Raw genomic sequence first — 15,172 nt, 5'->3', positions numbered from 1 at the left:
TGTATTAAATGAGGGTGGAACCACGAGAGTATCAAGCGCTCGTCCCTTTACGGGGCGGGGGCTTTTTTGCATTTGTACAAAGGGAGGATTATGAAAAAATGTCTATTCAAATTACATTGCCCGATGGCGCGGTCCGCGAATATGAGGCAGGAGCAACAATTGAGGATGTAGCGGGATCGATTAGCTCCGGTCTGAAGAAGAATGCTGTGGCCGGTAAAATTAACGGCAAGGTTGTTGACCTGTATGCGCCGATTGAAGACCAGGACAAGATTGAAATTGTAACTCTTGATTCAGAGGATGGACTGGAGGTTTATCGTCACAGTACCGCTCACTTGATGGCGCAGGCCATTAAACGCATCTATGGAGAAAAGGCTGTTAAGCTGGGAATTGGCCCGGTTATCGAAGATGGCTTCTATTATGATATCGACATGGAGCAATCGCTCACGCCTGACGATCTGGAGAAGATCGAAAAGGAAATGGACAAAATTACAAAAGAAAATCTCGATATCCGTCGGCGTGTTGTCAGTCGGGACGAAGCCATTGCTATTTTTACGGAGCTTGAAGATCCATTGAAGCTGGAACTGATCCGCGATTTGCCGGAATCTTCAGTGCTGACCATTTATGACCAGGGCGAATTTTTTGACCTGTGCCGTGGTCCGCATTTGCCGTCCACTGGACGCATCAAAGCATTCAAGCTGCTCAGTGTGGCCGGCGCTTACTGGAGAGGCGATTCCAAGAACAAAATGCTGCAGCGGATTTACGGTACTGCATTCCCGAAAAAGGCCCAGCTTGATGAGCATTTGCACTTCCTGGAGGAAGCGAAAAAGCGTGATCACAGAAAGCTCGGACGCGAACTGAAAATGTTCACTTTCTCTCGCGAGGTCGGGCAAGGTCTCCCGCTTTGGCTGCCTAACGGCGCCAAATTGCGCCGTACTATGGAACGTTATATTGTGGACCTGGAAGAAAAACTCGGCTACGACCACGTCTACACGCCTGTGCTGGCGAATGTCGAGTTGTATAAAATTTCTGGCCACTGGGAGCACTACTCCGAGGATATGTTCCCCAAGATGGAAATGGACAATGAGGAACTGGTGCTGCGCCCGATGAACTGTCCGCACCATATGATGGTGTACAAGAGCGACATGCGAAGCTACCGCGATCTGCCGATCCGTATTGCAGAGCTTGGAACGATGCACCGCTACGAGATGTCAGGCGCATTGACAGGACTCCATCGTGTACGCGCTATGACACTGAATGACGCGCATATCTTCTGTCGTCCGGATCAAATCAAGGAAGAATTCTCCCGTGTTATCCAGTTGATCCGCAAGGTGTATGAAGACTTTGGCATCAAGGAATACCGCTTTCGTCTATCTTACCGTGATCCTAAGGATACCGAGAAGTATTTCCAGAACGACGAGATGTGGGAAATGTCTCAAAGAATGCTTCGCGAAGTTGTGGAGGAGCTTGGACTGCCGTTCTTTGAGGCGGAGGGAGAAGCAGCGTTCTACGGACCTAAACTGGACGTTCAGATCAAGACCGCGCTAGGCAAGGAAGAGACATTGTCGACAGCGCAGCTGGACTTCTTGCTGCCGGAGCGTTTTGAATTGGAATATGTCGGCGATGATGGGAAAAAACATCGTCCGGTCGTTATCCACCGGGGCATTATCAGCACAATGGAGCGAATGACAGCGTTCTTGTTGGAAAACTTTGCAGGCGCTCTTCCGCTCTGGCTGTCTCCGGTCCAGGCCCGTGTGATTCCCGTTTCACTGGCGTACGCAGACTATGTAAAACAAGTGGAAGAACAGTTGCAGGCTGCGGGTATTCGTGTGGAAACTGATCTGCGCAATGAAAAGCTTGGTTATAAGATTCGCGAAGCCCAGCTTGAGAAAGTTCCGTATATGCTGATTGTCGGTGAAAATGAAGCGGGCAGTGGCTCTGTATCGATCCGCAAACGCGGCGAGGGAGATATCGGCTCCAAATCCGTGGAAGAACTAGCCGGACAACTTCAACAGGAAATCCATAACAAAGAGATTTAAGCTGACGGTATAATTGCGCTCTTCTGGGGGGAACCTTCTATGCAGGGGGGACTCTCCAGAATGAGAAGCATGAATGTTTACCTTTTGAAAAAAGCAAGTTTGCTTTTTATTGCAGCTATAGTTATTGTCACTCAGCCCTTAGTGGCGATGGCATCATCCGGCTTTGTGGCCGGGCAAGGGCTACTGCCCTTTGACAGCAATCCGAATCATGGCAATGCCCGATCAGTTGAGGTAATGGCAACAGGCTATACCGCAGGTGTTGAATCAACAGGAAAGAGACCGGGGAATCCTGGATATGGCATTACCTACAGCGGGGTCAAAGTCAGACGGGATTATGTATCTACGATTGCCGCTGATCCGAAGGTATTTCCGATCGGAAGCATTTTGTATATTCCCGGATACGGCTATGGCGTTGTGGCGGATACTGGATCGGCAATAAAGGGACATAAAATTGATCTCTATTTCGAGACGATTAAGCAGGTATATAAGGAATGGGGCAAGCGCTCCGTTACTGTACAAGTGATTCATCAAGGCGATGGAAAAATGACGGAAGCATGGCTCCAGAAAATCAACCAGGTTGTAAAAGCAGAGCAGCGCATTCCGCAATCCATGTTTGCCAGTTAAGAGGCCGCATGGGCCAAAGGACTTAGCTTATATCAAATTTTAATAGGAAGATTGTCGCAAGAAAAAGTTTTGAACAATTAACGACAAATCTTCTTTTTTTTTCTGGTTTTTTGTGGTATAATTTATATCGAATTGTAAATGTTATCAGCTGCGAGGCGGTATGGATGAGAAAATGGTTGTCTCAAAGTCATGATCCGATGGGGATGGAGCTTGAACAATACGAGATTTTACTGCGAGATTTGTATAATCAGATGACTCGTGTTGCTTACTCCAAAGTCCGTAACAAATCGGATGCTCATGATGTCGTGCAAGAGGCGTGGGTGCGGATATTGTCGAAGCAAGATACGCTCAGGGAAGAGAGTAAGCTGACCGCGTGGGCCAAGACCATTACAGCAAATGTCGCTTATAATGTGAACCGTCGTAACGGCAAGTCATCGACTGGATGGTTTGAACCTCAGGAGCCATCATCATCTTCTCCAACTGAGGCGGAATTGTTATTGGAGATTTCTGAACTGCTTGGAGCATTGGACCCTCGTTCCAGAACAATGATGCTCTATAAGTTCTATTACGGCTTTAAAGATCAGGAAATTGCAGATGCAATGAATTTACCGCTTGGTACAGTAAAAGCACGGATTCATCGAAGTCGCGAACGTCTCAAACATTGGATTTAATTCCGCAAATTGTATCTTTGTTGTTTTACATAAAGGCTTCCCCGATCTTCCATACTAGTTAAGGACGGGGAGGTGAATGAACCATGGCTAAGAACAACAAAAACAACAAATTGAACAACCAAAACAATAATCAGTACAATGCCGAATTTGCTGCTGAAGAATTGAATCAGCAACAAAGCACGACTAAACAGGCTGCTAGAGCTGCTACTGAAAACGTAAATAAATAAGGATTTTCTACACGGGGCCGAGTCGGATGACTCGGTCTCTTTTTGCAACTCCTCCGTCTTCAGACGGAGGCTAATTTCAAACCTGCGTCCGTTTTAAACAAGTCATTCTGTCGGCTATACTACAAGTAATCAATCTTTAATCAGTGTGATGGAGGCAGATCGTATGAACAGTCATTTTTTTAGACGTTTTTTATGGGGACTTATCATTGTGTTTGTCGGGCTTAATTTGCTTATGGGACAATTCGGCTGGGGAGGATTTACGCTCGGACATATAATCTCTACTTTTTGGCCGGTTATATTAATTTTGATCGGGATTGATGCCTTGTTCAAGCGGGGCGGTTCAGGCTGGTGGGGGATTATTCTGATTGTTCTGGGCGTGCACTTCCTTTCCGGCACAATCGGTTACCGTTTTTTTTCCATTGGGGATATCATCCGTTATGCGATACCGGTCGTGGTCATTTTATTCGGATTAAAAATGATTTTTAAGACAAAGCGTAGTAGCCGGCCACAAACGCAAGATAACGATAACTGGCAGTCGTATCCGAAGCACTCGCCGATTCCGCCGCCGCCGCCGCTTCATCCTGATCCAACTAGGCCGGGAGCACATACATCTTCGCAGCAGGAAGATTATTACGAGCCTTTTACAGAAGATTCTCATATGGACGACTATAAATCTTACAAAGAAAAATATAAGCATTACAAAAAAGAATATAAAAATTACAAGAAACATCATGATCACCACCATGATCATGGACGCACAGAGTGGTGGAATTCGGATCCGGGAGCGCAAAACCGCTCTGGCTTTATCGGGGATATATACGTCGGCTCAGACTATTTTGAGCTGCGACCGATGAATATCTCTCATTTCATTGGGGATACGGTTATTGATCTGACCAAAGCTGAAATTCCTTACGGCGAGACGAAGCTGACCATTTCTTCCTTTATCGGAGATGTGAAGATTTTTCTGCCGAATGATTACGACGTAGGCATTAATGTGGTGACCAGTACATTTATCGGCGATACTAAAGTGATGGATCGTAGGGACGGCGGGATGTTCCGCAACACCAATGTTTACAGTCCGGCCTACGAAGATTGTGACAAAAAAATCCGGCTGGTCGTCAGCAGTTTTATCGGTGATGTCGTTGCGACCAAGGTGGGGTGAGATCATTTGTGGTTGTTCGTTTATTAAGGAGTTCCAAATGGGAGCTCATTCTTTTCTTTATTGTAGCGGCAGCGGTCTCGCTGATTTTGTACAACGGCCTGCCGTCCTGGCTGCCCGATTCGATCAGGCCGAGTGACAAGCATCTGATATCCATTGCATTAATATTGCTGCTCAACATCGGGGCGGGCTACTGGGCCGCGCAACGCGTCTTGAGACATATCGATACGCTGCATGTGGCGCTTAAGCAAGCTGCAAACGGCAATTTGGGAGTGCGACTGCCGGAAGACGGGAGAAGTTCATTTACGTCCGCATATCGGGAGTTTAATGTCATGGTGGCTGCGATGGAAGAGAGATTGCAAATTATTCAACAGGTCGGCGAAGAACAGGTAATGAGAGGGGCGGCCTCGGTAGAAGCGGCGGTGATGGAGGAGCGCAAGCGCCTGGGGCGTGATCTGCACGATACGGTCAGCCAGCAGCTATTTGCCATTCATATGTCCGCTTCTTCGCTGCCCAAGTTGCTCGAACTGAATCCGGACCGTGCAGGAGAGGTCATGAACCAGCTTATTCAGATGTCCTCTCTTGCTCAGAAGCAGATGCGTGGTCTCATTGCCAAGCTTCGTCCTTTGGAATTGGAAGGACGATCCCTACAGCAAGCTCTTGACAAGTGGTTTCCCGATTACTGCAGGCAAAACGGATTGCAGGGGGTTCTGGAGTGGCAGCTTACGGAGCAGCTATCTGAAGCAAAGGAACATCAGTTTTTCCTGATCATTCAGGAGGGGATGGCCAATATTGTCAAGCACGCTGAAGCCCGCAAAGCTACGTTGACCATCAGCGAAACCGAGCGTCAGTTTATACTGATCCTTCAGGATGACGGAGCAGGATTCAGACCCGACCAGGTCGAACGAGGGTCGTACGGTTTGTCGACAATGAGAGAGCGGGCACAGCGGCTTGGCGGGGATGCCGAAATTATAAGCAAGCCGGGCGGGGGTACAAGGATACGAGTGACGATTCCCAAATTAATCCGCAAAGAGGAGAGTGCGCATGAGTCAGAACGAGATATCTAAAATTATGATTGTCGACGATCACGATATGGTCAGAGCGGGTTTGCGGACATATTTAATGTTGGAGCCCCGTTTTGAGGTTGTTGGAGAAGCTTCCAACGGACAGGAAGCGCTTCATTGGATTGCGAAATGCCCGGAGGAACAGCGGCCGCAGGTTGTACTGATGGATCTCATGATGCCGGTAATGGATGGGGTGGATACGACCAAGGCGATGATTGCCCAATATCCCGCACTGAAAATCGTCATGCTCACAAGTTTTCTCGAGGATGAGAAGGTTGTAGCCGCAATTGAAGCCGGTGCTGTCAGCTATGTGCTGAAGACGGTATCTGCAGAGGAACTCATCTATGCTTTGAATGGAGCGGTAAAAGGAATGCCGGTAATGACTTCCGATGTGTCTCAAGCTCTGACCAGAGGACTTAGGCAGCGGACAGCGCAGGGCTCGGATGAAAATTTGACGGAACGGGAGAAGGAAGTGCTTTACCTCATTGCCGAAGGGCGAAATAACAAGGAAATCGGCGAGGAGCTGCATATCGGCATCAAGACTGTCAAAACTCATGTCAGCAACCTGCTGATGAAATGCGAAGTCGAGGATCGCACGCAACTGGCTGTCTACGCCCATCGCAAAGGATGGGTGCGCAGCACATAAGTTGGAGCTTTATTGGACATACTGGTAAGAAACCTTGTGAGGGGAGCGAAAACCGTATGATTCCACTATCGTCCAAGCTTGAATCTCGTGAACAGGAATTCGTAGATGTAATGAAACTGCTGGAGGAGCATCAATTCTCCCTCGGCGGAAATTGGGATTACCAGCATGGCTCCTTTGACCGTTATCTGGATGAGGCGCATAAAGTTTGGCTGCGCATTCCGTTTAGCGTCATTCACGGCCACCTGGATGATCAGGCAGAGGTAAATGATGCTACGATCCGAATCGGACAGCCTTATGTCCTGAAGCATGTTTATAACGAAGGTTTGGACCCGGAAGCGCAGGTGCAAACGTTGGGCGGGCTGATCAATCAGTTCCAATCTCCTGTTGATTCCGATGCTCCAATAGAACAGCATTGGCTGGATGAAGCCCAAACAAAGCTGGAGCAGGTGGAGCGCCTCTTCCCGAATTAACACCGTCCGTGAAGAATTTCGATTGCAGTCTATCAGGGCTTAGCCCCGTTGTCTGTACAGGAAATTCTTTTTTATTTCGGCTTAAATTTCTTTTAAGATTCTTTTAAGGTAACTTGTGCATGATAGAGACATCAACAACAAGGCTATCATGGTTCAAATAGATAGAGGAGGAATGAGACATGGACGATAACAATAAAAACTCTTACGACGATTTTTTCGGCAAACGTCCAACTGACAGCAACAACGACGGCGGTGAACAGGAGCGCAACGACCGACGGCAAGAGCATTCCGCTTCGCCGGGTGAAGAAGAGAAGCCTTCGTATTACTATACTTACGGGCCGTTCAAACGTTCGGCATCCGATGATCAGAGTCAGGAACGGCCAGACAGCTTAAGTGCCAGCTCACCCTCCCGGTTCATAGATCACGCACAGCCAATTCCGCCTTCGCAGGTTCAGGTGACGCCGCCGGATCATTCAAGAGTGTATACGCCGGAAGCTCCGTCACTGCCTCCGAAGAACAACTGGCAGGTTAAAGAAAAGCGAAGAACTTCATTCCGTGCAATGTTTGCGTCCTTTATGGCAGGGATCGTCGTTATCGGGGGCTTGATGGCTGTTGCCGACAATCGCAATTGGTTTACCTTTGGGGGAAATGAGGCGGTATCCGGATCTCACTCCGAACCGGCTGTCAATGTGAGCGCCGGTCCTGGCGGTTCGGCTGCCAATACATTCGATGGCACAAGACCGAATAATATTGCGGCGATTTTTGAGAAGTCCAGCCCGGCTGTGGTTAAAATCAACACCTTTGTCAATGCCAGATCAAATTCCAACAACAACGGTCTGGATCCGTTCTTTCGCCAGTTCTTCGGCGACGGATTCAATGCGCCGGATTCCAGTCAGGGCGGTACCAACAATGGGAATGGTAATGGTGATGGTAATGGAAATAATGGCGGACTTGTCGAGAATGGCCTTGGCTCCGGATTTATTTTTGAGAAAGAGGGCTACATTCTGACGAACCAGCACGTTATTGCTAACGCAGCGAAAATCGAAGTAACGGTTCAGGGATACGCCAAGCCGTTCGAAGCGAAGTTGCTGGGCTCGGATTACAATCTCGACCTGGCTGTTCTGAAGATCGAAGGAGATAATCTCCCTAGCCTGAAGCTTGGCAGTTCCGACTCCATTAATATCGGGGACTGGGTAGTCGCTATCGGCAATCCGCAAGGTTTTGACCATACAGTAACAGTTGGCGTACTGAGCGCCAAGGAGCGTCCGATTTCAATTCGCGATGATGAAGGTACCCGCAACTATGAACATCTGCTGCAGACTGATGCTTCCATCAATCCGGGCAACTCCGGCGGTCCGCTGCTGAATACGAACGGTGAAGTAATCGGAATCAATACAGCAATCAGTTCGTCGGCGCAAGGAATTGGCTTTGCCATTCCGACCAGCACAATTAAGGAGGTGCTGGATAACCTGAAAGCAAACAAGGAAATCCCAAAACCGTTCATCGGAGCTGTGTTGATGGATCTTAACAGCGATTATGCGAAGCAACTTGGACTGGATACAACGGAGGGCGCTCTGGTTACCAATGTCTATTACAACTCTCCAGCTTATAAAGGCGATTTGCGCCAATTTGACGTCATCGTCGGTATTGACGGCACCAATTACAAAACCAAAGAAGATTTAATTACCGAGATCAAGAAAAATAAAGTAGGCGACAAGATCACGCTAAACATTATTCGCAACGGCAAGTCGCTTAATTTGGAAGTAGAAATTGGCGACAGCAGCACCTTTAACGCGCCGCAGCAGCCACAGCAACCGCAGTAATGAGCTGCATCAAAGATAAAGTAGACAGGCAAAGGTCCTGTCTGCTTTTCTTTTGAAATAACCTTTGGACTTTTATATAATGATGGAAAAACGGGAATGGGGAACGAGATAGTGAGACCGCAAATAATGGTTGTTGACGACGATGAAAAAATTACATCCCTGCTTCGCAGAAGTCTCGCTTTTGAAGGCTATGAGGTAGTTACAGCGGCAAACGGGATCGAAGGACTGAAGCAGATGATGAGCGCGGACCCTGATCTGCTCATTCTGGACATCATGATGCCGCAGGTAGATGGCTGGGAAGTGGCTCAGCGAGTGCGGGAAAGCGGAAGTGCGGTCCCGATTCTGATGCTGACGGCCAAGGATGATGTACAGGATCGGGTTCGGGGACTCGATCTGGGGGCAGACGACTATTTGGTGAAGCCGTTTGCATTGGAGGAGCTGTTGGCCAGAGTAAGGGCGCTGCTGCGCCGCAAATCGGACAAGTCTGAAGAAAGCACAAGCCGACTCGCTTATGAGGATTTGGCGCTTGATCTTGATTCGCGAGAGGCGATTCGCTCCGGGCGGACGTTTGAGCTTACAAGCAAGGAATTTGACCTGCTGCACCTGTTCATGCAGAATCCGCGCAGAGTGCTGACCCGGGAGATGATTATGGAAAAAATCTGGGGATATGACTTCAGCGGGGAGTCCAATGTGCTCGAGGTGTATATTGCCATGCTCAGGCAAAAAACAGAGGATGGGGGCAGCAGGCGGCTGATCCAGACGGTACGCGGCACAGGTTACGTGTTAAAAGGGGAGGTCGGGTAATAGATGTCCATTCGCCTGAGGCTGACACTGTGGTATTCCGGGCTATTGGCGATTACGCTGATTGGCTTCGGAGTATCGATCTTCCTGCTTGTTCATTATTTTACGTATAGCACGGTGAAGGTACAGATTGAGCAGCAAGTGAACAGCATTGTTATTTCCCCTAGCAAGGATTTTTGGGAGCGACTGAGACTGAACGTAAACCCCAATACGATCAAGGGCGAGGAGCTTTACATTCAGGTTATCAACTATCAGACCAACGACCGGACAACAACGATGAATTTGGCCGGCGCCGATTTTCCTTTTCCAGGAAAGGCCAACCAACCGGAGGAAGGCTATGTGGGCGCAGAGGTTAATGGGAATTCCTTCCTGGTATATCAAAGACCGCTTATTCTGAGAGATAGCGGCGAGATGGTAGGGCTGCTTCAGGTAGCTGCCTATACGGGGCGCGAGGAGCGATTGCTCAATCATTTGAAGACCATATTGATTTCGTCATCCATTGCGGCGTTGATGATTGCGTTTACTTTCGGCTTGTTCCTGGCCCGCAAAGCGCTCCAGCCGATTGAGAACGTGATCCAGGCAACCAATAAAATTGAAAATGGCTCGAACTTGAGCGTCCGGATTCCAAGGGGCAATCCCAATGATGAGATGAGCCGTCTGACCGATACGTTAAACGGAATGCTCGAGAGACTGGAGACGACCTATAATGAGCTTGATGAAGCCTATAAAGCGCAGCGCCGTTTTGTCTCTGATGCTTCCCATGAACTTAGAACTCCGCTGACGACGATTCGCGGCAACATCGATCTGCTGGAGAAAATGTGGAAACCGGAGCTTGGCGGCAATCACCGGGAAGGCGAACTGGTTGTGCTGCATCAGGGCAAGGCGGAAATGTCCCTGGAAGCGATGCGGGATATTTCTGACGAAGCAAAGCGGATGTCCCGTCTGGTCAGCGATTTGCTCTCGCTCGCCCGCGCCGACGCTGGATATGTGATGGAGAAGACGTCTGTAGAGCTGCTGCCGCTGGTAGAAGAGGTGGCCCGCCGTGCCCAATTGCTGCCGCGGACAGTAGAGCTGCAAATTGACGACCTTTCATCGCTTGACAGTGTGTATGTGCAGGGCAATGCCGATTATTTGCGGCAGCTCTTATTTATCTTTATAGAAAATGCCTTCAAATACACACCGGAGGGTCATGTGGAGATCAAGTCCATTGTGATGGACAAACAGGCGGGAATTGTTGTAAGCGACACGGGAATCGGGATGAACTCCGACGAAATTCCTCATATCTTTGAACGCTTTTATCGCGCCGATTTGTCCCGGGGCAAGACGGCGGGCACAGGCCTTGGCCTGTCAATTGCCAAATGGATTATTGACGAGCATAACGGCTCTATAGAGGTCAAAACACGGGAGGGAGACGGCACGACCTTCATTATCTGGCTCCCGGTTGCCTTTCCTGGATCAATGGATTGGGGTATAATGGAGCCATCAGACCGGAAGCTGGTGTAACGGAAATCCGGTCGGAAAGCAGGTGGCAAGCTTGGAAATTGTGAAAATATCGCCGCGCGGCTACTGCTACGGCGTTGTGGATGCGATGGTGCTGGCGTTGCAAGCAGCCCAAAATCCCGAACTGCCGCGTCCGATTTATATTTTAGGAATGATTGTCCATAACTCGCATGTGACAGATGCCTTTGAGAGAGAGGGCGTTATTACACTGGACGGGGAGAACCGCCTGGAAATATTGGAGCAAATTGAGCGGGGTACGGTGATTTTTACAGCTCATGGCGTATCGCCGGAAGTACGCAAGCGGGCCAGGGAAAAAGGATTGACTGTAGTTGATGCGACTTGCCCGGATGTTACCAAAACACATGATCTGATCCGCGAGAAGACGGCAGAGGGCTATAAGATTATTTATATCGGCAAAAAAGCGCATCCGGAGCCGGAGGGTGCGCTCGGAATTGCCCCTGAGCATGTATACCTGATCGAGAAGGAAGAGGAAATCGACAGGCTTGAACTTGATGGCGATCGTATTCTGGTTACTAACCAGACAACCATGTCGCAGTGGGATATCAAACATTTGATTAGCCGGGTTCTGGATAAATATCCGCAGGCTGAAGTTCATAACGAGATTTGTCTGGCCACGCAAGTGCGGCAGGAAGCTGTTGCCGGGCAGGCTGGACAGGCTGATCTGTGTATCGTTGTCGGCGATCCGCGCAGCAACAACTCCAATCGGCTGGCTCAAGTATCCGAGGAGATTGCTGGCGTCAAGTCGTACCGAATTTCAGATCTGAGCGAGTTGAAGCGGGAGTGGCTTGACGGTGTGGAGCGGGTTGCCGTGACCTCCGGCGCTTCCACGCCTACACCGATTACCAAGGAGGTTATTGCTTGGCTGGAGCAATATCATCCACTTGTGCCGTCCACCTGGGAGCTGAAGCGGACGGTCGATCCGCAGAAGCTGCTCCCGAAATTGCGTACCAAGACACAGGCGTAGCCGTATAAGGACAGATGCTCATCGAACTGTTGAGCGTTCTGCCGTCCCTGATTCATCGAGTCGGTTCATGTTCGAATCTGAATTTAGATGTTGACGGGGGCGGTCTTTTCTTGTATATTTACTTTATCCATTAAAAGCATAAAAGCCAAAAAGCATAGAAGCATAAAAGCTTGAAAGCGAACAAGCGTTGAAGTGAAAAGGAGATGTGTAATCATGATCGTAATTATAAAACCGGAAACAACAGAAGAGCGTATTGGAGAAATCGTTAAGCATATTGAAAATGCAGGCGTGCAGGCGCATGTATCCAGAGGGACAGACCGAACGGTAATCGGAATTATCGGCCAAGCGGAGCCCACCCTGTCCGAGCATTTGCGCCAGCTCAAGGGTGTAGAGAATGTCATTAAAATTTCAAAATCCTACAAGCTTGCCAGCCGTGACTTTCATCCTGACGATACGATTATTGATATTAAAGGGGTTAAAATCGGGGGCGATAATCTCGTCATCATGGGCGGCCCGTGTGCAGTAGAGTCTCCGGATCAGATTGACGAGATTGCCCGTCTGGTCAAGGCAGCAGGCGGTCAGGTGCTGCGCGGCGGCGCATTCAAGCCGCGCACAGGACCTTACAGCTTCCAGGGAGTCGGCGTAGAAGGGCTGAAGATGATGGCTGATGCGGGCAAGAAGCACGACCTGCTGACCATTACGGAAGTCATGACGCCGGAGTACGTCGATGTTTGCGCCGAGTATGCAGATATTCTGCAAGTGGGCACTCGCAATATGCAGAACTTCGACCTGTTGCGCAAACTCGGGACAATCAAGACGCCTGTACTGCTCAAGCGCGGTTTCAGCGCGACTTACGATGAATTCTTGAATGCGGCGGAGTACATTCTGGCTGGCGGCAACCCGAACGTAATGCTCTGCGAGCGCGGTATTCGCACCTTTGAGCAATATACGCGCAATACACTGGATTTGACGGCAATTCCTGTCCTGCAGCAGCTCAGTCATTTGCCTGTCATCTCTGACCCGAGTCATGGCACAGGCCGCAGAGAGCTTGTAGAGCCGATGTCCAAGGCTTCTGTCGCTGCCGGCGCGAATGGATTAATTGTGGAAATGCATACAGATCCGGACAATTCGATGACTGGAGACGGAGTACAATCACTATTCCCGGATCAGTTCGCAGCGCTTCTCAAGGATCTGGAAAAACTGGCGGCGCTCGTCGGCAAACGGTTTGACACCGAGAAAGCTTCCGCTGAAGACTTTGCAACCTGGAAAATTTAATTCGACAATAAGCAACCTTGAAGCGAATCAAATCGCGAGGGTTGCTTTTTTTCTGCCATAAACGAACATTCGGAAAACGATTCGAAGGTTCCAATTTATGATATTTAAGGAAGGATAATAAATTTTCATGTCATGTAATCGCTACCAAATTATCTTGAAATCTAAAGTCAAGCCACACATATGACTAATTTGTGAATTAATTAATAAAAGTGTGAGAATACCTTACATGAGTTCAAAAAATACCTTACATAGCTATTGACGAAGGTTCAAACAGAGTTTTATAATAACGACATGGTTAAAGCAAAACTTGAACAATAACTGTTCATATCAATGCTAACGTTCGGAAATGGAGGAAATATTAGATGTCAGTTCAAAAAGTTTTAGACACAATCAAGGAAAATCATATTCAATTTGTCGATTTCCGTTTTGTTGACCTTGCAGGTCGCGCACACCACATTTCTCTTCCTGCTACAGAGGTGGAAGCTGAAACGTTCGAAAACGGTGTGGCTTTTGACGGTTCTTCCATTGAAGGGTTCCGCGGCATTGAAGAATCTGACATGGTTATGATGCCAGATACAGAAACAGCTTACATTGATCCATTCACAGATCATCCTACACTCAACATTATGTGTAACATTCATACACCAGACGGGGAGCGTTATGACCGTGACCCGCGCAGTATCGCGCAAAAGGCTGAAGAATACCTGCAAACCACAGGTCTTGGAACAGCAGCATTCTTTGCTCCTGAATCCGAGTTCTTCATCTTTGATGATGTTCGCTATGAAAGCTCCATGAACACCTCTTTCTTCTCTGTTGATTCCGAAGAAGCGGCATGGAACACTGGCCGCAAAGAAGAAGGCGGCAACCTGGGCTTTAAAATAGGCGTAAAAGGCGGTTATGTTCCAGTAGCGCCAGTAGATACGCAACAAGATATTCGCAGCGAGATGGTTCGCCTGATGCAAGAGTCCGGTCTTCGCGTAGAGCGTCATCACCATGAGGTGGCAACTGCGGGCCAAGGCGAAATCAACTTCCGCTTCGACACACTGACGAAAACAGGCGACAACCTGTTGAAATATAAATATATTGTGCATAACGTAGCGCGTCAATACGGCAAAGTAGCTACATTCATGCCAAAACCGCTGTTTGGCGACAATGGAAGCGGAATGCACGTTCACCAATCCATCTTTAACGGAGATTCACCTTTATTCTACGAAAAAGGCGGATATGCCAACCTGAGCGAAATGGCGCTGCATTACATCGGCGGTATTCTGCATCACGCTCCTGCGCTGATCGCTTTGACCAACCCGAGCACCAACTCGTTCAAACGTCTGGTTCCTGGCTATGAAGCGCCGGTTAACCTTGTATTCTCCAAAGGTAACCGTTCTGCTGCAGTTCGTATTCCGGTTGCTGCTGTTACGCCAAAAGGCTGTCGCATCGAATTCCGTACGCCGGATTCCACAGCTAACCCTTATCTTGCATTTGCAGCAATGCTGCTAGCTGGTATTGACGGCATCAAGCGTAAACTTGATCCTTCTGCACTTGGCTATGGTCCATATGACAAAAATATCTATGATCTGTCTGATGAAGAGAAAAAAGAAATCCGCAGCGTTCCGGGCACATTGGATGAAGCGCTTGATGCTCTTGAAGCAGATTCCGGCTTCCTGACAGAGGGCGGCGTATTCTCCCAAGACTTCATTGACAACTATGTTGCTGTAAAACGTCATGAGGCTAAAGCAGTAGCGATCCGTATTCATCCGCACGAATACAGCCTTTATTTTGGTTGCTAATCTTTATAATGAAAGCTTTGAAGTAGGCCCCCGGCGGGGGCCTACTTCGTGTTTGCCCCAAACATAAAGGGCCTAAGTTAAAAAGAAATGCTTGACAGACTGGT

Annotated in this window: 14 protein-coding genes; all 14 read left to right on the top strand. The window is 48.7% G+C overall.

From position 1 onward, the window contains the following. Positions 1-98: 98 nt before the first annotated feature. Complete coding sequence (gene thrS, locus JFN88_RS13115) at positions 99-2,036, top strand: threonine--tRNA ligase (RefSeq protein WP_199019739.1); 1,938 nt, start codon at positions 99-101, stop codon at positions 2,034-2,036. Between the two features lie 60 nt (positions 2,037-2,096). Beyond that, on the top strand, positions 2,097-2,660 hold the full coding sequence (locus JFN88_RS13110; protein ID WP_269846558.1) for a 3D domain-containing protein: 564 nt from the start codon (positions 2,097-2,099) through the stop codon (positions 2,658-2,660). Between the two features lie 164 nt (positions 2,661-2,824). Then, positions 2,825-3,331, top strand: coding sequence for an RNA polymerase sigma factor (locus JFN88_RS13105; protein WP_233167787.1), 507 nt, complete (start codon positions 2,825-2,827; stop codon positions 3,329-3,331). 83 nt (positions 3,332-3,414) lie between these two features. Continuing rightward, on the top strand, positions 3,415-3,558 hold the full coding sequence (locus JFN88_RS13100; RefSeq protein WP_199019737.1) for a hypothetical protein: 144 nt from the start codon (positions 3,415-3,417) through the stop codon (positions 3,556-3,558). A 163-nt stretch (positions 3,559-3,721) separates the two neighbouring features. Then, the gene (gene liaF / locus JFN88_RS13095) at positions 3,722-4,720 is read left to right on the top strand and encodes a cell wall-active antibiotics response protein LiaF (protein ID WP_233167786.1); all 999 of its coding nucleotides are present in this window, start codon (positions 3,722-3,724) and stop codon (positions 4,718-4,720) included. An 8-nt stretch (positions 4,721-4,728) separates the two neighbouring features. Then, entirely contained in the window at positions 4,729-5,784 is a 1,056-nt protein-coding gene (locus JFN88_RS13090) for a sensor histidine kinase (protein ID WP_199019735.1), read from the top strand. After that, complete coding sequence (locus JFN88_RS13085; RefSeq protein WP_233167783.1) at positions 5,762-6,427, top strand: response regulator; 666 nt, start codon at positions 5,762-5,764, stop codon at positions 6,425-6,427. Before JFN88_RS13090 ends, JFN88_RS13085 begins: the two co-directional genes overlap by 23 nt. Positions 6,428-6,483: 56 nt before the next feature. Beyond that, a complete protein-coding gene (locus JFN88_RS13080; RefSeq protein WP_199019734.1) occupies positions 6,484-6,897 on the top strand; it encodes a YugN family protein in 414 nt (137 codons plus the stop codon). Between the two features lie 179 nt (positions 6,898-7,076). Beyond that, a complete protein-coding gene (locus tag JFN88_RS13075) occupies positions 7,077-8,720 on the top strand; it encodes a S1C family serine protease (RefSeq protein WP_199019733.1) in 1,644 nt (547 codons plus the stop codon). A 111-nt stretch (positions 8,721-8,831) separates the two neighbouring features. After that, on the top strand, positions 8,832-9,524 hold the full coding sequence (locus JFN88_RS13070; RefSeq protein ID WP_199019732.1) for a response regulator transcription factor: 693 nt from the start codon (positions 8,832-8,834) through the stop codon (positions 9,522-9,524). A 3-nt stretch (positions 9,525-9,527) separates the two neighbouring features. Beyond that, positions 9,528-11,024, top strand: a complete 1,497-nt coding sequence (locus JFN88_RS13065) for a sensor histidine kinase (RefSeq protein ID WP_199019731.1) — start codon at positions 9,528-9,530, stop codon at positions 11,022-11,024. 31 nt (positions 11,025-11,055) lie between these two features. Continuing rightward, a complete protein-coding gene (locus tag JFN88_RS13060) occupies positions 11,056-12,006 on the top strand; it encodes a 4-hydroxy-3-methylbut-2-enyl diphosphate reductase (RefSeq protein WP_199019730.1) in 951 nt (316 codons plus the stop codon). A 213-nt stretch (positions 12,007-12,219) separates the two neighbouring features. Continuing rightward, the gene (aroF, locus tag JFN88_RS13055) at positions 12,220-13,281 is read left to right on the top strand and encodes a 3-deoxy-7-phosphoheptulonate synthase (RefSeq protein ID WP_199019729.1); all 1,062 of its coding nucleotides are present in this window, start codon (positions 12,220-12,222) and stop codon (positions 13,279-13,281) included. Positions 13,282-13,643: 362 nt separating this feature from the next. Continuing rightward, complete coding sequence (gene glnA / locus JFN88_RS13050) at positions 13,644-15,068, top strand: type I glutamate--ammonia ligase (RefSeq protein ID WP_199019728.1); 1,425 nt, start codon at positions 13,644-13,646, stop codon at positions 15,066-15,068. Positions 15,069-15,172 lie beyond the last annotated feature (104 nt).

This window comes from Paenibacillus roseus (assembly GCF_016424485.1).
Classification (GTDB): Bacteria; Bacillota; Bacilli; order Paenibacillales; family Paenibacillaceae; genus Paenibacillus_D; species Paenibacillus_D roseus.
Note: the sequence above shows the minus strand (reverse complement) of the source record. Positions and strands in the feature narration are given on the sequence as shown.

Excerpts from the sequence above, each read along its gene's own strand:
- liaF (WP_233167786.1), top strand. The coding sequence starts at position 3,722 with ATGAACAGTCATTTTTTTAGACGTTTTTTATGGGGACTTATCATTGTG.
- glnA (WP_199019728.1), top strand. The coding sequence starts at position 13,644 with ATGTCAGTTCAAAAAGTTTTAGACACAATCAAGGAAAATCATATTCAA.
- JFN88_RS13100 (WP_199019737.1), top strand. The coding sequence starts at position 3,415 with ATGGCTAAGAACAACAAAAACAACAAATTGAACAACCAAAACAATAAT.
- JFN88_RS13065 (WP_199019731.1), top strand. The coding sequence starts at position 9,528 with ATGTCCATTCGCCTGAGGCTGACACTGTGGTATTCCGGGCTATTGGCG.
- JFN88_RS13110 (WP_269846558.1), top strand. The coding sequence starts at position 2,097 with ATGAGAAGCATGAATGTTTACCTTTTGAAAAAAGCAAGTTTGCTTTTT.
- JFN88_RS13080 (WP_199019734.1), top strand. The coding sequence starts at position 6,484 with ATGATTCCACTATCGTCCAAGCTTGAATCTCGTGAACAGGAATTCGTA.
- thrS (WP_199019739.1), top strand. The coding sequence starts at position 99 with ATGTCTATTCAAATTACATTGCCCGATGGCGCGGTCCGCGAATATGAG.
- aroF (WP_199019729.1), top strand. The coding sequence starts at position 12,220 with ATGATCGTAATTATAAAACCGGAAACAACAGAAGAGCGTATTGGAGAA.
- JFN88_RS13075 (WP_199019733.1), top strand. The coding sequence starts at position 7,077 with ATGGACGATAACAATAAAAACTCTTACGACGATTTTTTCGGCAAACGT.
- JFN88_RS13085 (WP_233167783.1), top strand. The coding sequence starts at position 5,762 with ATGAGTCAGAACGAGATATCTAAAATTATGATTGTCGACGATCACGAT.
- JFN88_RS13105 (WP_233167787.1), top strand. The coding sequence starts at position 2,825 with ATGAGAAAATGGTTGTCTCAAAGTCATGATCCGATGGGGATGGAGCTT.